Annotated in this window: 22 protein-coding genes; 6 read left to right on the top strand and 16 right to left on the bottom strand. The window is 54.6% G+C overall.

Annotated features, from left to right (window positions below; translation table 11 throughout):
• Positions 1-23: 23 nt before the first annotated feature.
• The 5 genes from DBR37_RS08290 to DBR37_RS08270 form a co-directional block, all read right to left on the bottom strand.
• Entirely contained in the window at positions 24-719 is a 696-nt protein-coding gene (locus DBR37_RS08290; protein WP_124573958.1) for an ABC transporter ATP-binding protein, read from the bottom strand.
• Entirely contained in the window at positions 716-1471 is a 756-nt protein-coding gene (locus DBR37_RS08285; protein WP_124573957.1) for an ABC transporter ATP-binding protein, read from the bottom strand. The genes DBR37_RS08290 and DBR37_RS08285 overlap by 4 nt, the downstream gene beginning before the upstream one ends.
• Positions 1468-2742 carry a branched-chain amino acid ABC transporter permease gene (locus tag DBR37_RS08280; RefSeq protein WP_124573956.1) on the bottom strand — a complete coding sequence of 425 codons (1275 nt, stop codon included), beginning with the start codon at positions 2740-2742 and terminating at the stop codon, positions 1468-1470. The genes DBR37_RS08285 and DBR37_RS08280 overlap by 4 nt, the downstream gene beginning before the upstream one ends.
• Positions 2739-3686, bottom strand: a complete 948-nt coding sequence (locus tag DBR37_RS08275; RefSeq protein ID WP_124573955.1) for a branched-chain amino acid ABC transporter permease — start codon at positions 3684-3686, stop codon at positions 2739-2741. The genes DBR37_RS08280 and DBR37_RS08275 overlap by 4 nt, the downstream gene beginning before the upstream one ends.
• A gap of 100 nt (positions 3687-3786) precedes the next feature.
• A complete protein-coding gene (locus DBR37_RS08270) occupies positions 3787-5025 on the bottom strand; it encodes a branched-chain amino acid ABC transporter substrate-binding protein (RefSeq protein WP_124573954.1) in 1239 nt (412 codons plus the stop codon).
• Between the two features lie 247 nt (positions 5026-5272).
• Here DBR37_RS08270 and DBR37_RS08265 point away from each other — a divergent pair, with 247 nt between their 5' ends.
• Genes DBR37_RS08265 through DBR37_RS08240 form a run of 6 tightly spaced genes read left to right on the top strand, consistent with a single transcriptional unit; the run spans position 5273 to position 9198 of the window.
• Complete coding sequence (locus DBR37_RS08265; protein WP_124573953.1) at positions 5273-6778, top strand: YdiU family protein; 1506 nt, start codon at positions 5273-5275, stop codon at positions 6776-6778.
• On the top strand, positions 6775-7182 hold the full coding sequence (gene msrB / locus DBR37_RS08260) for a peptide-methionine (R)-S-oxide reductase MsrB (RefSeq protein WP_124573952.1): 408 nt from the start codon (positions 6775-6777) through the stop codon (positions 7180-7182). Before DBR37_RS08265 ends, msrB begins: the two co-directional genes overlap by 4 nt.
• 11 nt (positions 7183-7193) lie before the next feature.
• On the top strand, positions 7194-7814 hold the full coding sequence (locus tag DBR37_RS08255; RefSeq protein ID WP_124573951.1) for a septation protein A: 621 nt from the start codon (positions 7194-7196) through the stop codon (positions 7812-7814).
• Entirely contained in the window at positions 7811-8080 is a 270-nt protein-coding gene (locus DBR37_RS08250) for a BolA family transcriptional regulator (protein ID WP_124573950.1), read from the top strand. Before DBR37_RS08255 ends, DBR37_RS08250 begins: the two co-directional genes overlap by 4 nt.
• Before the next feature lie 60 nt (positions 8081-8140).
• On the top strand, positions 8141-8920 hold the full coding sequence (locus DBR37_RS08245; RefSeq protein ID WP_124573949.1) for a peptidylprolyl isomerase: 780 nt from the start codon (positions 8141-8143) through the stop codon (positions 8918-8920).
• Between the two features lie 14 nt (positions 8921-8934).
• Positions 8935-9198: a hypothetical protein gene (locus DBR37_RS08240; RefSeq protein WP_124573948.1), complete on the top strand. Its 264-nt coding sequence runs from the start codon at positions 8935-8937 to the stop codon at positions 9196-9198.
• Here the strand turns inward: DBR37_RS08240 and nadC are convergent.
• The 11 genes from nadC to cydX form a co-directional block, all read right to left on the bottom strand.
• On the bottom strand, positions 9174-10040 hold the full coding sequence (gene nadC, locus DBR37_RS08235) for a carboxylating nicotinate-nucleotide diphosphorylase (protein ID WP_124573947.1): 867 nt from the start codon (positions 10038-10040) through the stop codon (positions 9174-9176). The two genes, DBR37_RS08240 and nadC, sit on opposite strands and share 25 nt — an antisense overlap.
• Positions 10037-11176 (bottom strand): quinolinate synthase NadA, encoded by a 1140-nt coding sequence (gene nadA / locus DBR37_RS08230; RefSeq protein ID WP_124573946.1) that lies wholly within the window; start codon positions 11174-11176, stop codon positions 10037-10039. Before nadA ends, nadC begins: the two co-directional genes overlap by 4 nt.
• A gap of 232 nt (positions 11177-11408) precedes the next feature.
• Positions 11409-13010 (bottom strand): ABC-F family ATPase, encoded by a 1602-nt coding sequence (locus tag DBR37_RS08225; RefSeq protein WP_124573945.1) that lies wholly within the window; start codon positions 13008-13010, stop codon positions 11409-11411.
• 142 nt (positions 13011-13152) lie between these two features.
• The gene (gene ldcA / locus DBR37_RS08220) at positions 13153-14118 is read right to left on the bottom strand and encodes a muramoyltetrapeptide carboxypeptidase (protein WP_124573944.1); all 966 of its coding nucleotides are present in this window, start codon (positions 14116-14118) and stop codon (positions 13153-13155) included.
• 3 nt (positions 14119-14121) lie between these two features.
• Positions 14122-15033: an alpha/beta fold hydrolase gene (locus tag DBR37_RS08215; protein WP_124573943.1), complete on the bottom strand. Its 912-nt coding sequence runs from the start codon at positions 15031-15033 to the stop codon at positions 14122-14124.
• 41 nt (positions 15034-15074) lie between these two features.
• The gene (locus DBR37_RS08210) at positions 15075-15875 is read right to left on the bottom strand and encodes a triacylglycerol lipase (protein WP_124573942.1); all 801 of its coding nucleotides are present in this window, start codon (positions 15873-15875) and stop codon (positions 15075-15077) included.
• Positions 15876-15980: 105 nt separating this feature from the next.
• The gene (gene tadA, locus DBR37_RS08205; RefSeq protein WP_124573941.1) at positions 15981-16460 is read right to left on the bottom strand and encodes a tRNA adenosine(34) deaminase TadA; all 480 of its coding nucleotides are present in this window, start codon (positions 16458-16460) and stop codon (positions 15981-15983) included.
• 9 nt (positions 16461-16469) lie between these two features.
• Positions 16470-16919, bottom strand: a complete 450-nt coding sequence (gene queD, locus DBR37_RS08200; protein WP_012079862.1) for a 6-carboxytetrahydropterin synthase QueD — start codon at positions 16917-16919, stop codon at positions 16470-16472.
• A gap of 6 nt (positions 16920-16925) precedes the next feature.
• A complete protein-coding gene (gene queE / locus DBR37_RS08195; protein ID WP_124573940.1) occupies positions 16926-17561 on the bottom strand; it encodes a 7-carboxy-7-deazaguanine synthase in 636 nt (211 codons plus the stop codon).
• Between the two features lie 204 nt (positions 17562-17765).
• Positions 17766-19397, bottom strand: a complete 1632-nt coding sequence (locus DBR37_RS08190) for a Na+/H+ antiporter (RefSeq protein ID WP_124573939.1) — start codon at positions 19395-19397, stop codon at positions 17766-17768.
• A 202-nt stretch (positions 19398-19599) separates the two neighbouring features.
• On the bottom strand, positions 19600-19725 hold the full coding sequence (gene cydX / locus DBR37_RS08185; protein WP_012079865.1) for a cytochrome bd-I oxidase subunit CydX: 126 nt from the start codon (positions 19723-19725) through the stop codon (positions 19600-19602).
• Positions 19726-19791 lie beyond the last annotated feature (66 nt).

The raw sequence follows: 19791 nt of genomic DNA, 5'->3' as shown, positions 1-19791 counted from the left end.
AGTCAGGATTGCTGCACAGGCGCTCAGACGCCCAGCCATTCGTTCCTGATCGCGGTTTGCGCCTGTAAATCTTGCGGACTGCCTTCAAACACAACCTGGCCATGCCCCATCACATATACGCGCTGTGAAATCTCGAGGGCGATGGCGAGCTTCTGCTCTATCAGTAAAACTGATACGCCGCGCTGCACCAGTTCCTGCAAGAAGTTAGCGACCAGCTGCACCATTTGCGGTGCCAGCCCTTCGGTCGGCTCGTCTATCATGATCAGTTCCGGATCACCCATCAGGGTGCGGCACAAAGCCAGCATCTGCTGTTCGCCGCCAGACAGCACGCCAGCCTGCACGTGCTGACGCTCCTGCAGGCGCGGGAACAGGCGATACATATCGTCCGCACGCCAGCGCGACTTCTCCTGCGCACCCAACAACAGGTTTTGCGCTACGGTCAGCGTCGGAAATACTTCGCGACTCTCGGCGACATAACCCAAACCCTTGCGCGCAATCTTGTAAGTCGGCAAACCGAGAATTTCTTCGCCTTTGAAACGTATCGAGCCAGTCGCCTCGACCATGCCCATCGCAGCTTTGACCGTAGTCGAGCGTCCGACACCATTGCGTCCCAGCAGGCTGACAATTTCACCCTGCCCTATGCTCAACGACACGCCATGCAGGACATGGCTCTTGCCATAAAAGGCATGCAGATCGTTAATTTCGAGCAAGGCGCTCATGTGGACTCCATCGCGCCCAGATAGGCTTGCTGTACCAAAGAATTGTTACGAATCTGATCCGGCGTATCGCAGGCGATGATCTCGCCATAAACAAGGACTGCAATCTGGTCGGCCAGACCGAAGACGACATCCATATCGTGTTCCACCATCAGCAGCGTCTTGCCTGCGCTCACCTTGCGTATCAACTCCACCGCCGCATCCGATTCCGAGCGGCTCATGCCGGCGGTCGGCTCATCCAGCAAGAGCACGCTTGCCCCACCCGCGATGGTGATGCCTATCTCCAGCGCACGTTGCTCTGCATAGCTGAGCAAATCAGCTTGTACATGACGACGGCGCTGCAAGCCGATTTCTTCCATCACCTGTTCGGCGCGCTGCGTGACATCACGCAAACCATTCAGCCGCTGCCAGAATGAATAACGATAACCGAGCGACCACAGCACTGCGCAGCGCAGGTTTTCAAACACGCTGAGACGATGAAAGATATTCGTGATCTGGAAGCTGCGCGACAAACCGCGCCGATTAATTTGATACGGTTTCTGCCCGACGATGCTGCTGCCGTTCAACAGTATGTCGCCGCTGCTCAACGTAAAGCGCCCGGAGATCAGGTTGAACAACGTCGATTTACCGGCGCCGTTCGGGCCTATCAATGCAAGGCGCTGCCCTTGCGGCAACTGCAAATTGGCACCGCAGATAATCTCGGCATTACCAAAACGTTTGCGTACATCTTTCAGTTCCAGTGCAAGCGGATTCATGGTCGCACCTGCAAGGCGTTTTCAATTTCCAGATTAACGCTCGTCCATGCTTGCCGTAAACGAGGCCGCGCACGCCACCACAGCAAGGCGCCCATCAGCAGCGGTAACAAACCTGTCAGCCAGCCCTGCGGCTGTGCCGTGTCGAGCGTCCAGCCTGACAAAGTCAGCGTCGTGCCATGCCGCGCATTCAGACTGAGGTGATACAACATCTCAACCAGCACCACAAAACCGGCCAGCATCAGCGCCACTGCGACGCAAACCTGTAGCAAAGGCGGCGCCATTTGCATCAGCTTGCGATGCCGCAGCAGATGCACAAACTGCATCAGCAAGCCTGCGATACCGCCCGGTGCCAGCATCACCAGCAAGACGAAAAACACGCCGAGGTATAGCTGCCATGCGTTCGTATAATTGGACAAAACCACCGTCAGGAAAACCCCGACGATCGCACCGATGATGGGGCCAAAGAAAAAGCCGGTGCCGCCTATGAAGGTGAACAGCAGGATCATGCCCGAGCGCAAGGCGCTGACGTTTTCTGCACTGACGATTTCAAAATTAATAGCGGTCAACGCACCTGAAATCCCGGCGAAGAAAGCAGACAGCATCAATGTCAGATAACGTACCCACTGCGGGTCGTAGCCGACGAATTCAGCCCGCTCGGGATTGTCACGCACCGCATTGATGATGCGTCCCAGCGGTGTTTGCGTAAAAGCATACATCGCGACTGTACTCAACAGCAGCCAGGCCGCGATCAGGTAATAGACCTCTATCTGCGGACCATAAGTAATGCCGAAGAAAGCCTCGCCCACCACGCGGTCAGTGAAGATACCGCCTTCACCGCCAAAGAATTCCGGAAACATCAGCGAGCAGGCAAACACCAGTTCCACGATCCCCAGGGTAATCATCGCGAAGGTGGTGCCGGATTTCCGCGTCGTTACATAACCGAACAAGGCACCGAAGCATAAACCGGCGATGCCGCCAACCAGTGGAATCAGCGTAACCGGTATATGCAGATTCCCTGCCGCTACCAGGTTGATTGCATGGATCGCGCAAAAAGCGCCCAGCCCGGAATACACGGCATGACCAAAGGAGAGCATGCCACCCTGCCCCAGCAACATGTTGTACGACAGCGCAAAGATGATGAAGGTACCCATCTGACACAACAAGGACAGCGCGGCACTTTGCGTGAAGACGAGCGGCGCAAAAACCAGCAGCGCGACGTAGCCGCACCAGATCATGCAACGCTGACGATAGCTAACAGGCGCCATGCTCATGCGTCCCGCTTTCCAAGCAAACCCTTGGGTCGGAAGATCAGGATCAACACCAGCAATAAATAAGGCAGGATAGGTGCGACTTGCGAAATCGTCAGTCGCAGCACGCTATAAGCAGGAGCATCTGGATTGATGCTGACGCCGATTGCAGCCAGCGCATGTAACAAGGAAAAGTCGAGCGCTACAGCAAAGGTCTGCAATACACCGATCAGCAAGGATGCCAGCAAGGCACCACCAAGCGATCCCATGCCGCCGACCACCACCACGACAAAGATGATGCTACCCAGCGCATGTGCCATATGCGGTTCTGTAACAAAGGCATTACCGCCGATGACCCCAGCCAATCCTGCCAGTGCACAACCACCGGCAAACACCCACATGAACACGCGCGGCACATTGTGCCCCAGCGCCTCCACCATCTGCGGATGCGTCAAGGCCGCCTGTATCACCAGGCCGATGCGCGTGCGCGTTAATGTGAAGTAAATGGCGACCAGCATCAGGATCGCTACCAGCATCATCAAGCCGCGATAGATGGGAAAGGTAGTCGTGTACAAAGTAAACAGCGAACCCTGCAACTCCGCCGGGATGGCGTATGGAACAGCAACCCGGCCCCAGACCAATTGCACTACTTCGACGATGACGTAGGACAGACCAAAGGTGAATAAGAGCTCAGGGATGTTGCCGTATTTGTGTACGACGCGCAAACCGTAACGTTCGACCAGCGCGCCAAGCAAACCTACCGCCAGCGGTGCCAGTAGCAGCGCCGGCCAGAAGCCGATGGCAGTACTGATGCTATAGGCAAAGTAGGCCCCTATCATGTAAAAACTGGCGTGCGCGAAATTCAATACGCCCATCATGCTGAAAATCAAGGTCAGCCCGGATGACAGCATAAACAGCAGCAAGCCGTAGCTCAAACCATTCAGCAATGAGATCAGCGTAAATTCCACGTGCCCGTTCTTTCCTGGCCAGGCATGCTGCGGCACGCCTGGTTCTTCTTCATTTCATATAAGGGGAATCATGCCGAGCCGGATAGCACGGCATCACGGATTAGCGTGACGGACGTTTCATCTGACACGAAGTAGGTTGCGCAGCCACGTAGGCATCGATCTTTTGATCGGTACGCCAGCCGTAACCGGTGTTTTCCTGATCGAACTTCACATCGGTGTTGTTCTGCTTGACCCAGGTAGCAATATACAAGGGTTGTTGCGCCTGGTGATCGGATTTACGCATTTCGACCTCGCCATTCAGGCTTTTTACTTTCATGCCTTCCAGCGCCAGCGCAACTTTCAGCGGATCAGTCGAACCGGTTTCCTTGAAGGCCTTGCCCAGCATGGCCAGCATCGTATAGGACGCCATCGCGTAGTAATCATCGTTATATTTCTTTTTGAAGCCTTCGATGATTTCCTTGCCTGCATAGGTTTCATTATTCAGATTCCAGTAGGCCACGTACTTCACGCGATCCAGGCCTGCTGCGCCCATCGCAGTCGGCACGCCAGTGGTAGCCGCATACAAGGTATAGAAATTCGCCTTCAGGTCGGCGTCGCGCGCAGCCTTCACCAGCAAGGCCAGATCAGCGCCCCAGTTGGCTGTGATAATGCTATCCGCACCGGATGCCTTCATCTTTGCGACGTAAGGCGAAAAGTCTTTCACCTGGCCGATAGGATGCAAATCGTCACCGACTATCTGTACGTCAGGACGCTTGCGCGCCATATAGGCACGGGCAGAACGCGATACTTCCTGCCCCAGCGCATAATTCTGGCCGATGATGTAAATCTTCTTGATCTTCGGATCTCTGGCCATGTAGGTGGTCAGCGATTCCATCTTCATTTCGGAATGGGCGTCGAAACGGAAATGCCAGAAGCTGCATTTGCTATTCGTCAGCGCCGGATCTCCGGCCGAGTGATTCAGAAACAGTACTTCCTTGCCGGGATTGCGATCATTGTGTTTATTGATGGCATCAATCAGCGCCAGGGCGACGCCGGAACCATTACCCTGCGTAATGTAACGGTAGCCCTGGTCGATGGCTGACTTCAGCTGGATCAGCGACTCCTGCGGACTCCCCTTGTTATCGAAGCCGACGATCTCCACTGTATTCTGGCCACCCCATTGTTTCTGATTCGACAGTTCCGCAATAGTCTTGAAACTGTTGAACAGGTTCTGTCCTACCGGTGCGAACGGGCCGGACAGCGGATCGATAAAGGCGATCCGGACATTTTCAGCAAAGGAAGTGGAAGCAGTGATAGTAAAAGCAGCGGCAAGTACGAGGGATGAAATACGCATGAGCATTAGTCGATGATTTTCTTCTTGGAAATAATGGTCATTTTTATACCATATATATGGGATATTTGTACCTAAAACCGAATCTGACCGCAGGGTTTTAAAAGCTGTGTTTTCACAGATGCATGTAACCAATTTTCGCTTCTCTGTCAAAATACGCTCTTAACTTTATATCGACGTCGCTATATACACGTCAATACCGTAACACTACTGTAGTGGTTGTCAGATAGCCGCGATAGATACTCAGGAATGTAATATGAATGCCCCGAAGCCGCCGTACCCGCTCTATCGCACCGACACCCTGCCGCTGGAGAACTCCTTCGCGAGCTTGCCGCCTGCGCACTACACGGCATTGATGCCCACGCCTTTGCCTGATCCTTACCTGATCTGCGCCAGCGCATCGACCGCGGCATTGATAGGACTGGACGTGGCTGAAGCAAGCTCCGAAGCTTTTATCGAAACATTTACCGGCAATCGCCTGTTACCTGCATCCAAACCGTTATCAGCTGTTTATTCCGGTCATCAGTTCGGTGTCTGGGCCGGTCAGCTCGGCGATGGTCGCGCCATCCTGCTTGGAGATGTACCCGCGCCGGAAACGGAACCCTCCGGTCGGCTCGAACTGCAACTCAAAGGCGCAGGCCTGACGCCGTACTCGCGCATGGGCGACGGTCGTGCCGTATTGCGCTCATCGATACGTGAATTCCTGTGTTCGGAAGCAATGGCCGCGCTCGGCATCCCGACCACGCGCGCACTGTGCGTCACTGGCTCAGACCAGCTGGTCATGCGCGAACAGGCAGAAACCGCTGCCGTCGCTACTCGCGTCGCACAAAGCTTCGTCCGCTTCGGCTCCTTTGAACACTGGTTCTATAACGAGAAACATGATGAGCTGAAGGTACTGGCCGATTACGTCATCGACCGCTTTTATCCATGGTTCCGTGCCAGCGCCAATCCGTACAAGGATTTGTTGACGGAAGTCACGCTGCGCACCGCACACATGATCGCGCACTGGCAGGCAGTCGGCTTTATGCACGGCGTGATGAATACCGACAATATGTCGATACTCGGCCTGACACTCGACTACGGCCCGTTCGGCTTCATGGAAGCCTTCAATGCCACCCACATCTGCAACCACACCGACCAGCAAGGCCGCTACTCCTATGCGCGCCAGCCACAGATCGGCGAATGGAATTGCTACGCACTGGGCCAGGCACTGTTGCCACTGATAGGCGATGTGGATGAAACCCAGGCCGCGCTGCGTATCTACAAACCGGCATATTCCGAGAAATTTGAAGAATTGATGCACGCCAAACTGGGCCTGAAAACACGCCAGTCCGACGATCGCCAGCTGATCGACGCACTATTTAGCATCCTGCAGGACAGCCATGTTGATTTCACGACTTTCTTCCGCCAGCTAGGCAATCTGCAGCCGGGCAACGGCGATAGTCATGAAGACTTGCGCGATCTCTTCATCGACCGTGCCGCATTTGATGCCTGGGCGCTACAATACGGCGCGCGCCTGCAGCAGGAAAACAGCATAGACAGCGAACGCAAGCTTGCAATGGATGCAGTCAACCCCAAATACATCCTGCGTAATTATCTTGCGCAAATCGCCATCGAAAAAGCGCAGAATAAGGACTACTCTGAAGTCGCTAGATTGCTGCAAGTGCTGGAAAAACCGTTTGACGAGCAGCCTGAGAATGAGAAATATGCTGCACTACCGCCCGACTGGGCCAACGATCTGGAAGTGAGTTGTTCATCATGATAGACAAAGTAATCAAAACCGACGCCGAATGGCGTGCCATGCTCGATGACATGGAATACGACGTGACGCGCCATGCCGCGACCGAAGCGCCATACACCGGCCGCTATTGGGACCATCACGAATTCGGCATCTACACCTGCGTCTGCTGCAATACGCCACTATTTGCATCCGATACCAAATTCGATTCCGGCTGCGGCTGGCCGAGCTACTTCAAACCGCTGAACCCGGACTACATCAAGGAAAAGATGGACCGCGCCTACGGCATGATACGTACCGAAGTCATCTGCAACGTCTGCGATGCGCATCTGGGTCACGTCTTCAATGACGGTCCGCCGCCGACCGGCCTGCGTTACTGCATCAACTCCGCGTCGCTGCGTTTTGACCCGGCTCCAGAACTGAAATAAGGCTAGCTCACATGAAATTTTTGTTCGACCTGTTCCCGGTCATCCTCTTCTTCGGCGTCTTCAAATGGGGCGAAGGCAATACCGAAGCAGCGCAGGCTTTCGGCCAGCAATACCTGTCCGGCGTCGTGTCCGATGGACTGGTCACTGCAGCGCAAGCACCTATCCTGCTGGCGACCGCAATTGCCATCGTCGCGACCGTCTGCCAGATCGCCTACCTGCTGGTCAAAGGCAAAAAGATAGACAAAACCTTGTGGCTGTCGCTCGCCATCATCGTCGTCTTCGGTGGTGCGACCATCTACTTCCATAACGAAACCTTCATTAAATGGAAGCCGACCGTACTCTACTGGTGCTTTGCTGCCGCCCTGCTCTTCAGTCAAATCTTCCTTCGGAAGAACCTGATCCGCACCATGATGGAGAAGCAAATGTCACTGCCGGAAGGCATCTGGCATCGCCTCAACCTGTCGTGGGTCGCCTTTTTCATAACGATGGGACTGATCAATCTATACGTTGCCTATAGTTTTTCCACTGCAACCTGGGTCAACTTCAAGTTATTCGGCGGCATGGGACTGATGGTTGCCTTCATCGTGGCGCAAAGCCTTTTCCTCTCCAAATACATGAAAGAACCGCAATGAGCGCACGTATGGATAGTATCCAGGCCAGGCTGAACGAAACTTTTGCGCCGCTCGAATGTCAATTGGAAGACGAATCTGCCCTGCATGCTGGCCATGCCGGTGCAGCCTCCGGTGGCGGACATTTCCGGTTGCGCATCATTTCGGCGCAATTTGAAAAGCAGAGCCGTATAAATCGCCATCGGCTGGTGTATGATTGTCTCGATGACATGATGCACAAAGAAATACATGCATTAGCCATTACTGCTCTAGCGCCATCCGAAGTCTGACGCGCGCTGAGAATTAATAGCTGTCACTCTCAAATAAAATAACTTCCATTAGGAATAAATATGACCTTAAAACCTGCTCATTTGCTGGCCGCTTTAATCGTATCTGCTTCATTGCCTGCGATGGCACAAAACCTGGCCGTAGTGAATGGCAAGCCCATTCCATCTTCCCGCGCTGATGTCATGATCAAGCAAATGACCTCCCAAGGTCAGCAAGACACACCAGAACTGCGCGCGATGGTCAAAGATGAACTGATCAACCGTGAAATCCTGATCCAGGAAGCAGACAAACTGGGCCTGGGTGCACAAGCGGACGTCAAAAACCAGATTGAAATCGCACGCCAATCGATCCTGATCCGCGCCCTGGTTGCTGATTACCTGAAAAAGAATCCGGTCAAGGATGCCGACATCAAGGCTGAATACGATCGTTTCAAGGCACAAGCCAGCGACAAGGAATACCACGCTCGCCACATCCTGGTTGAAAAAGAAGACGAAGCAAAAGCCATCATCGCCAAGCTGAAAGGCGGCGCGAAGTTTGAAGACCTGGCCAAAGCATCTTCCAAAGATCCTGGCTCGGCAGCAAACGGCGGCGACCTGGACTGGGCATCCCCAGCTTCGTTCGTGAAGCCATTCTCCGATGCGATGGTAGCCCTGAAAAAAGGCGAACTGTCGGAAACACCGGTGAAAACCCAATTCGGTTACCACATCATCAAACTGGACGACGTACGTACAGCGAAGATCCCTACCCTGGAAGAAGTGAAACCGCAAATCGCGGAATCGCTGCAACAGAAAAAACTGCAGGCGTTCCAGCAACAACTGCGTAGCAAAGCAAAGATTCAATAATCTTTGATTCGCTTGTGAAAAAGCCCGGTTATCCGGGCTTTTTTATTGGTTGTTTGGTTTGTGGTTTGCGCTTTGATTGGCGTGTTGATGTTACTGATTCGGTTCTTTCTTCGATCAGCCTTGGTTTGCCGGGGGTAGCCCGGCAACGCACTTCTCCACGAAGAAAAAACTGTATCAACAACAAATCACTTGATAAACCAGGCATTAAAAAAGCCGCTAAAAGCGGCTTTCCCCAAAACATCCAGGCGACTACTTACCCCACAATCCGCAAAGAATAATCCGTAGCCCGCACATCCTTAGTCAACGCCCCGATAGAAATCCGGTCAACCCCGGTCTCAGCAATCGCCCGCACCGACTCACGGCTAACCCCACCCGATGCTTCCAGCAAAGCACGCCCTGCCGTCAAGGCAACCGCCGCCCGCATGTCATCCAGCGAGAAGTTGTCCAGCAACACCGACTGAGCACCAGCCTCCAGCGCATCCTGCAATTCAGCCAGGCTCTCAACTTCTATCTGTATCGTCACACCTGCATTCAATGCCAGAGCCGCTTTCATCGCCGCACTGACACCACCCGCCGCGGCAATGTGGTTTTCCTTGATCAGGATACCGTCATACAGCGCCAGGCGTTGATTTTTACCGCCGCCTACACGTACCGCATACTTCTGCGCCAGACGCAGCCCTGGCAGCGTTTTACGCGTATCCAGGATGGCTGCCTTGGTGCCTGCCACGATACCGGCATATTCACGCGTCGCACTCGCAACACCTGATAACAATTGCAGGAAATTCAGCGCCGAGCGTTCTGCCGTCAGCAAGGCACGTGCAGGCGCTTCTATCGCGCACACTACACTGTCCGCCGTCATCACATCACCTTCAGCATAGTGCCAGGTGATGTTGATACGAGCATCCAGGCGCTTCATCACACTTTCAAACCACGGCGCACCGCACAGCACTGCCGCTTCACGCACGATGACGCGAGCCTGAACGATTTCCTGCTCTGGTACCAGCTTGCCGGTGACGTCACCGGTGCCGACATCTTCTGCCAGAGCTGTTTCTATATTGCTTTCAAACGCTGCAGCCAATGCTGCATCGAACGGAGCAAACGGATTACGCAACAAACTCATGCCGGGCCTATTCCTGAAAACAGTTTTTGTTCTTTTGCCAGATCGCTGGATGGACGCACATTGGCTTTTTCTGCCGCAGCGAAGTCGAGCATGCGATCGATACAGACCGTCGCCTTGCGCCCGATTTCCGGATCGACATGGATTTCGTTGCGGCCGGATTCCAGTACGTCTGCCAGGTTTTGCAAACCATTCATCGCCATCCATGGGCAATGCGCGCAGCTCTTGCAGGTAGCACTGTTGCCTGCGGTCGGCGCATCGATGAAGATTTTGCCGGGTGCGGCCGCTTTCATCTTATGCAGAATGCCGTTGTCGGTCGCGACAATGAATTCAGGCGCATCCATGGTTTGCGCTGCATGTATCAATTGCGAAGTCGAACCGATGGCATCAGCCAATGCAACCACCGAAGCAGGCGATTCCGGGTGCACCAGTACTTTCGCAAGCGGATGTTCTTTCTTCAGCAGTTCCAGTTCGACTGCCTTGAATTCATCATGCACCAGGCAGGAACCCTGCCACAACAACATGTCGGCACCGGTTTGCTTCTGGATGTAACCACCGAGATGTTTATCCGGTGCCCACAGGATTTTTTTGCCTTGCGCGTGCAGGTGCGCGACGATTTTCAGACCGATCGATGAAGTCACCATCCAGTCGGCGCGCGCTTTGACTGCAGCACTGGTGTTGGCATAGACCACGACGACGCGATCAGGATGCGCATCGCAGAATGCGGAGAACTCATCTGTCGGGCAACCGAGATCGAGCGAGCAAGTCGCATCCAGATCCGGCATCAGGATGGTTTTTTCCGGGCTCAGGATCTTGGCGGTTTCGCCCATGAATTTCACGCCGGCGACGACCAGGGTCTTGGCCGGATGATCACGACCAAAGCGTGCCATTTCCAGCGAATCGGAAACACAACCGCCGGTTTCTTCGGCCAGATCCTGCAAGTCCGAATCGACGTAGTAATGCGCGACCAGAACGGCTTCGCGCTCTTTCAACAAACGCTTGATGCGTTCCTTGAGTGCAATCTTCTCTTCCGGCGACGGTGCGGCCGGGGTCCGCGCCCATGCCTGGGCAGTGCAGCTGGTGCCGCTTTGCATGGCAGGACGTTCGAATTCAACGGTTTTGATTGGCTGGATTTGCATGGCTGGTCGAATAATTGAATGCGATGTTTATCTGTTGCTAGGGGTCATGCTTACGCATGAACAAAATCTGTTATCTGTCTACCGCTGCTCTAGCAGGAGTGACAGTGAGCTACGAATTGTAGCGCCATTTTCAGCTGAGGGTTGTTGCCTCTCTCGCAATGACGCACGGAATGCGCATGTAAAAAAGCGCGACGGGGATAAATCCACGCCGCGCTTTTTTGCAATCACAATCTTATTCGATGCCTTGGCTGGTCAAATACTCTTCGTAAGTGCCCTGGAAGTCGATAATTTCGCCTTCTTTCACTTCCAGTACGCGGGTAGCGAGCGACGATACGAATTCGCGATCATGCGAAACGAAGATCAGGGTACCGGCGTATTTTTCCAGTGCAATGTTCAGCGATTCGATGGATTCCATATCCATGTGGTTGGTCGGCTCATCCATCAGCAACACGTTGTGACGACCTAGCATCAGCTTGCCGTAGGTCATGCGACCTTTTTCACCACCGGACAGGACTTTGACCGATTTTTTCACATCATCGCCGCCGAACAGCAAACGGCCGAGGATGGAACGCACAGCCTGGTCGTCGTCACCTTCCTTGGTCCATTGGCCCATCCAGTCGGTGAGGTTTTTATCACTGGCGAAGTCTTCGGTCGGATCTTGCGGCATGTAACCGACGTTGGCGTTTTCCGCCCACTTGCCTTTACCATGATCCGGATCAAGGCCGGTGATGTCCGCACCACCGATACTGCGCAACAAAGTGGTTTTACCAGCGCCGTTGGCGCCGATGATGGCGATACGCTCACCTGCTTCCACCATGAGGTTGAAGTCATTGAAGATGGTGCGATCATATTTCTTGCTGAGCGCTTCCACTTCGACCGCGAGGCGGTGCAGCTTCTTTTCACCGTCAAAACGGATGAACGGGTTCGCACGGCTGGATGGCTTGACGTCTTCCACCTTGATCTTTTCGATCTGCTTGGCACGCGAGGTTGCCTGGCGCGCTTTCGATTTGTTTGCCGCAAAACGACGTACGAAGTCCTGCAACTCGGCGACTTTATCCTTGGCTTTCGCATTGTTGGCCAGTTGCTGTGCACGTGCCTGCGACGATGCCAGCATGTAGTCATCGTAATTGCCTGGATAGACTTTCAGCGTGCCGTAGTCCATATCCGCCATGTGCGTACATACCTGATTCAGGAAGTGACGATCATGGGAAATGATGATCATGGTCGAATTACGCTGATTCAGCACGTCTTCCAGCCAGCGGATGGTGTTGATATCCAGGTTATTGGTTGGTTCGTCGAGCAGCAGGATATCCGGGTTCGAGAACAAGGCCTGTGCCAGCAGAACACGCAGCTTCCAGCCCGGCGCTACCGCGCTCATAGGACCCTGGTGCTGGTCGATGGATACACCGACGCCCAACAGCAATTCACCGGCGCGTGCTTCTGCTGTATAGCCGTCGTACTCGGCAAACTTGGCTTCCAGGTCGGCGGCCTTCATGTAGTCGTCGTCGGTCGCATCAGGATTCGCGTAGATCGCATCGCGTTCGGACATGGCAGCCCACATTTCGGTATGGCCCATCATGACCACGTCCAGCACGCGCATTTCTTCAAACGCAAACTGATCCTGGCGCAATTTACCGAGGCGCTCGTTCGAATCAAGCATGACGTTACCCGCCGACGGATCAAGATCGCCACCGAGGATTTTCATGAAAGTGGATTTACCGCAACCGTTGGCACCAATCAGGCCGTAACGATTGCCATCGCCGAATTTGACGGAAATATTTTCAAACAGCGGCTTGGGGCCGAACTGCATCGTGATATTAGCTGTAGATAACACTGATAAAGCCTTTGCGGATATAAATCGAATAACCGTCTATTCTACCATCTCAGGGGGTGAACAGCCGTGTACGCGAGCGCGCAAAACCGGAGCGGCTTTGTGTACACAGGCTGCAAGACCTGATTTGTTGCTCTTTTATCTATTAAATCTGTTTTTTCAGGCCAGGATAGCTCTGCATGCTGAGGCTGAAACCGTCTGCCTGCGAACTCAGCGTGGCTCGCGCGCCGACCGCCAGCGTCGCCTTGTCGCGACCATGTCCGAATGGCAAGCCGGTCAGCACAGGGATAGGCAAATGCGCCCGCAGATAAGCCACCATTTGCTCAAAGTCGTAGCCATTGTCGTAATCGGTCAGTCGATAAGCGGAAAAATCACCCAGCAGCAGCGCTTGTTGACTGTCCAGCACACCGGCATGCAATAGCTGCAAAACCATGCGCTCAACGCGATACGGATGTTCATTCACGTCTTCGACGAACAGAATGCCACCCTCTACCCGCGGCAAATAAGGCGAACCCACCAGATGCGCCAGCATCGCGAGATTGCCGCCCCATAAGGTGCCACTGACTTCCAACTCCGGATTGCCTGCAACTTGTGCCGTCAGCGCATGTTCGGCTTGCGCTACGCAGCGCCAGAAACTGTTCAGCGTATAGGCGCTAAGTTCTTCGCGTACGAAGTCGTCACACAACATAGGCCCGGCAAAACTGGTAGCGCCGCTATGCGCCAGCAAGCCCATTTGCAAGGCAGTGAAATCGCTGTGGCCGACAAATAACTTGCCGCTCTCCGCCAGCAGCTTGAAGTCCAGCTCAGGCAATAATCTGGTCAAGCCATAACCACCGCGCAATGCCATAACGATATCAACCTCAGGGTCGGTGGCGGCTGCATATAATTGCGCAATACGCTCATCATCGGTCGCGCCAAAGCGCTGGAATTTTCGCTCGGCATCGCTGAAGTTTTTGACTATGCAACCTTGCGCCTGCAAGTTCTCTATGCCGCGCGCAACTGCCTCCGTATTCACCGCATAGCCACTGGCAGCGACCAACCCTATCACTATCGGCGCCCCGTCTACACTCGCATTCAGCATGCGTACAGCCTGATTCAATTCTGCGTTCATATTTTATTCAGTAGGACCATACAGCCTGGCAGCGGCATGGCAATGTTCAGCGATCAGTTGTGACAGATGATCGTTCAGGCCATCCGGCAAATCATGGCCCATGCCGTCGATTTCCTGCAGCACTGCATTCGGTATCAGTTCCGCTGTTTCACGGCCGCAGGCAAGCGGTAACAAAGGATCCTCGGAACCATGTATGACCAGGCTTGGTACCTTCACTGTCTTCAGCAAATCCACGCGATCACCGGAAGCACCTATCGCCAGCAACTGACGCTTGGTCGCAACCGGCTCCAGGCTGCGCTGCACGCTTTCCGTAATCCGCTCCTGCAAGACTTCATGGGCGACCGGGTAGGCCGGGCTGCCGATCACTTTCATGGTGTTGACGAAATGATTGATCACAGCCTGCTGATCGTTGGCCGCAGGCGGGCGGCTGAACAAGACTTTGCGTGCCGCCCTGGTCGGGCCCGGCAAGCCACGCCTGCCGCTGGTAGACATGATGGATGTGAGACTGATGGTGTGATCCGGATACCTGGCTGCGATGATTTGCGCAATCATGCCGCCCATCGAAGCGCCGACGATGTGGGCGCGCTCGATTCCCAGTGCATCAAGCAAGGCGATGGCATCCGCCGCCATATCATCCAGCGTGTAACCAGCCTTTAGCGGTATGTGGAACGCCATCTTGATCAGGGCCAGCAGCGTATTCGGTTTACCCAGATGATGGAGTTTGCTCGACAGCCCGCTATCGCGATTGTCAAAGCGGATGACGTAAAAGCCCTGGCGTTCCAGACCGTCACAAAATGCCTTCGGCCATGAGATGAGCTGCATGCCCAGCCCCATGATCAGGAGGATGGGCGGATTGCCTGGATCGCCCTGGGTTTCGTATGCAATGTCTACATTATTTACATGGATAGTCGGCAAGGCGGAGCTTTCAAATAAAGACTGATGCGATCACGCATATCTTAAGTACGTTGCGGATCACGATAAATGATTTTTTTAACACCTTGATGACCACGGTGATCGAAGCGCTGCCACTGCCCTTCCGGCTGTGCCAGCCTGTCGGCCAATGCATACAAGACCGTCGGATTGGCCACCATGCCGGTATGACTGCCGTGCACTTCGATATTTTCCGACAGATCAGTTTCCTGCTCCACACAGCATTGCCACGACACAATACCATCGGTACGACTGAAAATCGAGGTAGTCGGCACCGGCGGAGTTTTCCTGAGTTCAGCGATTTGCACGTCATCGATAGCAGGCTTGCCGCTGACCATTTGATACAAGCGCCAGGCATTGGTCGCAGTCGGATGGCCGGTGAAAGGCGAACCCAGGGTGATCACGCAACGCACATGATCCGGCAGGGCCTTGGCAATTTCCCGTGCGTAAATTCCACCCAGGCTCCAGCCGATCAGACTGATTTTCTTGCCGTGTTTTTCGCTCAGTTCACGGGTACGGGCGATGCAACGCTCGAGCAAACCTTCACGCGGCCCGAGATTCAGGCCCTGCTTCCAGGCATAGGCCTGATAGCCGCATTTACCAAGGTATCGTCGCAGGAAAAAAGTCAGAGTATCGCCCGCCATCAAACCCGGCAACACCATGACCGGATGACCATCACCCGCAGGAACATCTTTCAACATAGGAGCCGCCAGCAAAGCCGCACCGAGTTCCCAAGGTGCACGTCCTTCCAGCGCCAGTAACAACATACTCGGCGGTTTCGGCGTACTACCTTCATTGCTTGCCGCTGTGTAACGATTTGCTTCCATCGTGCGCACTCCTCATCGGGGGATCAAGGATAGGATTACAGACCAGGCCTATGGTTCAACTTCAGATGAAAGCTGTGTAAGCCGTCTTTGAAACCGCGTTCGGTCTCAGTTTGCGCCGGACGGAATGGATTTGGCAGCCTTGCGGCGTTCGGCAAAGAATTCTTTCAGCAAGCTGCTGCATTCTTCGGCCAGTACGCCGCCGGTGAATTGGGTGTGATGGTTGAGCTGATTTTGCTCGAATAAATTAAGGACAGAACCGCAGGCGCCGGTTTTGGGATCAGGTGCACCAAACACCACCCGCGCCAGACGTGCATGCATCATGGCACCGGAACACATCACGCAAGGTTCCAGCGTGACGTAGAGTTCGCAGCCCGGCAAACGGTAGTTACCCAGCACGGTAGCCGCCGCACGCAAGGCCATGATTTCAGCATGGGCAGTCGGGTCGTGCTTGCCTATAGGCTGGTTGTAGCCTGTTGCGATGACGACGCCATCCTTGACCACGACTGCGCCGACCGGGACTTCACCCAGCGTCCATGCATGGCGCGCCTGTTCCAGCGCCTGTTGCATGAAGAGAGCGTCTTGCATGGTCGGTGATCAGCCTTCAGCCGTGATTTCAGCCCAGCAGTTCGGTGTTTCATGTAACACCAGTTTATGCAGGCGCAAGCCCGTGCCGAAGCGATCCTGATACGCCGCGTTCAGGATGTTAAATGCAGTCTGCGCCAGGTTTTCCACGGTAGGAATACGATCGATGATGACAGTCTTGTGGCCCGGTATGCTTTCGAGGAACTCTCTTACCTTCGCATCTTTTTCATACACCAGGAAAGCGTGATCCCAGACATCAACCAGATGTTCTTTCGCCAGCGCCTTGATGTCGGAAAAGTCCATGATCATGCCGTTATCGGAGCTGCCTTCAACATCGATCACTTCGCCCAGCAACGTGATTTCCAGCGTATAGCGGTGACCGTGCAGATTGCGGCACTGGCTTTTGTGATCGGGAATGCGGTGACCGGCATCGAATTCCAGCTTGCGTGTAATAGTCAACATAAGGGCTTACGGTATCTGTAAAAGTTTATGGGTCTGCAAACTCAGCTTCCATTTCGGATTGCGTTTGCAGACATCAATCGCGAGCTTGGTATTTTGTTCGGCCAGCGGGCCATCCATCGGTTGCACAAAGAAATGCTCGAAATCCAGTCCTTCATATGCCGCCAGCGATTGCTCCGCCTGCGGGATCACGACCTTCAATTCATTTCCTTTGCGCACCACCAGTTGCGAGCCCATTTTCGGGCTGACGCAGATCCAGTCGACACCCGTCGGCACCGGCAAGGTGCCATTGGTTTCAATGGCAATCTCGAAGCCGACTGCATGCATGGCATCGATCAGCTCGGCATCCAGTTGCAGCAAAGGCTCGCCACCGGTAAAGACGACATACTTGCTCGCCGCATATGACTCCGGCCACAAGGCGTTGATCGTATTCGCCAGCGTGGTGCCGCTGGCAAACTTGCCACCACCTTCGCCGTCAGTACCGACAAAGTCGGTATCGCAAAACTGGCACACCGCAGTCGCGCGGTCGCTTTCGCGTCCGGTCCACAGATTACAACCGGAAAAGCGGCAAAACACCGCAGGCCGTCCGGCGTGCGCGCCCTCGCCCTGTAGTGTATAAAAAATCTCTTTTACGCTGTAAGTCACTGTGTGTGCCGATGTAATTAAATAATCGCCTTATGCGCCAGAAGCCAGCATAGTTCGCGAAAATGAAGGACTTGCTGCCACCGTCACGATGGCTGAACCGGACTATCCGGGCTGGCTACCAGATGTGGTTTTAATGGCATGGTCGAAGGCCGCTATTATAGACCAGCCGACCTTTTCACGCCTTATGCCAGACAAATACCGGACTTAGTCCGCGCGTGATAATGCACCTTCGATCAGGTCCAGTTCGCGCAGCAGGTGCTGGTGCACCGAATCATCCAGCTTGTCATTCAGCCACATCTGGAACAATTCATCCCGTTCCGCCCGTATCGCTTCCAGCCGCAGGCTGCGTTCTGCCTCTGCTTGCGCCTGAAAACGTGCCGCTTCGTCGCCCTCGTTGCCATAATCGAGGCGACGCTGGTACAACTCGGTAATACGCGCTGCCGCTTCCGAATAGGCATCATTCGCGCTCATGGTTTGCATCAATTGCTCAATACGGCGAATCGCCGCCTCCGCAGCTGCCGCCCGCGCCTGTCCTTCAGCCGCCCCGACCAGCGGTTCCGGTGCAAACTCAAGGTCACTGGTCAGCAGAGGCAAAGCAATGCTGGCCGTCAACAAGGACAGCAGGATCACACCCTTGGCCAGGAAAATCAGCAAATCGCGCGCCGGGAATTCCGCGCCATTCGGCAACAGGAAAGGCAAAGTCAAAATACCCGCCAGCGTAATCGCCCCGCGCACACCGGCAAACGCCGTCACCAGCAACAACTTGAATGGCGGCTTGATGATTTCTTCGCCCTCATTGCGTTTGCCTTTGAATACGGTAAATTTCAGCGAGCCCCAGACCCACAGGAAGCGCAGCACCGCCAATACCACAGTAATCGCCAGCACATAGAAAGCCAGCCACCACGCGGTACTCAGACCCATTTCTATCGCGATCCCCGGCAAACCCTCGACCGTCGCGCGCAATTGCGCACCGAGAATCACAAAGATCACGCCGTTCAAGGCCATTTGTATCGTGTCCCACACCGCACGCCGCTGCATGCGGGTGGCAGCGAGGCGCCGCCCGACCAGATCGGCATAGTGCATGGTGATACCCGCAGCGGCAGCGGCCAGGATGCCGGAACTACCGATATGTTCAGCACCAAGATAGGCGGCAAACGGTACCAGCAGGCTGATCAGGATCTGCGTACCCGGATCTTCGCCGACGGCTGCCACCAGCCAGCGATTCAAAATGCCGATCAGCCAGGCCACCGCAATACCGACCAGCAAACCGCCACCCGCCGCCTGCAGGAATTCCAGCGAAGCATCCAGCAAGGAAAAACTACCGGTAATCACCGCCGCTACCGCAAAGCGGAAACACACCAGGCCGGAGGCATCATTCAGCAGCGACTCACCTTCCAGGATATGCATCAGGCGCGACGGAATCGGACTTTGCGATGCAATCGCAGACACTGCGACCGGGTCGGTCGGCGACAGGATGGCAGCCAGGGCAAATGCAGCCGCCAGCGGGATAGCCGGGATCATCCAGTGTATGAAGTAACCCATGCCAACGACCGTAAACAGCACCAGGCCGATTGCCAGCGTCACGATAGGACGCGCATCACGGAAGAAAGCACTTTTGGGGATGCGCCAGCCGTCGAGGAAAAGCAAAGGCGGAATGAAGAACAGGAAAAAGAATTCCGGATCCAGTGGCACGCTGATGCCAAAACCATAGGACAGCACAGTCCCGGTGGCAATCTGGACCAGCGGCAACGGGACTTTAATCGGCAGCAGGCGGGCTACAAAAGCGCTCGCCACCACGGCAAGAAGCAAAATGAGGATGATCGTGACGGTGTGCATCTAACCCTGGTTTCAAGAATAGCCAAATCAGCTAAAGCGCTGCCGCATATCGTGCAACGCCTGAGTATGAGCGCCTATCCGTGGCGGACGATGACCGATGTGAACGGATAAGCGAGGGTATCGATTTTACGCCGTCTGGCGAAAATGGACATCAATTGCCGCGCGATAAGCGCGTAATTCATGTCCATTCGTGTACTGCAAATCAGGACGGCTTGTTCAGCTTCTCTTTACGAATCGCCTCATCGTCCATCAGTTCGTACCACATCGCATTCAGTACTGCGAAAGCGGCCGCGAGGGGCAAGCCCAGCATCCATGAGAAATACCACATAATCTTTTTCCTTATCGTTAGTTCGTCTGTGCCGCCACCCGCAGGTGGTAGCAACGATGAAATGCC

Source organism: Herminiimonas sp. KBW02 (assembly GCF_003852535.1).
GTDB lineage: Bacteria > Pseudomonadota > Gammaproteobacteria > Burkholderiales > Burkholderiaceae_D > Oxalicibacterium.
This window is presented reverse-complemented; position numbering and strand designations above follow the sequence as displayed.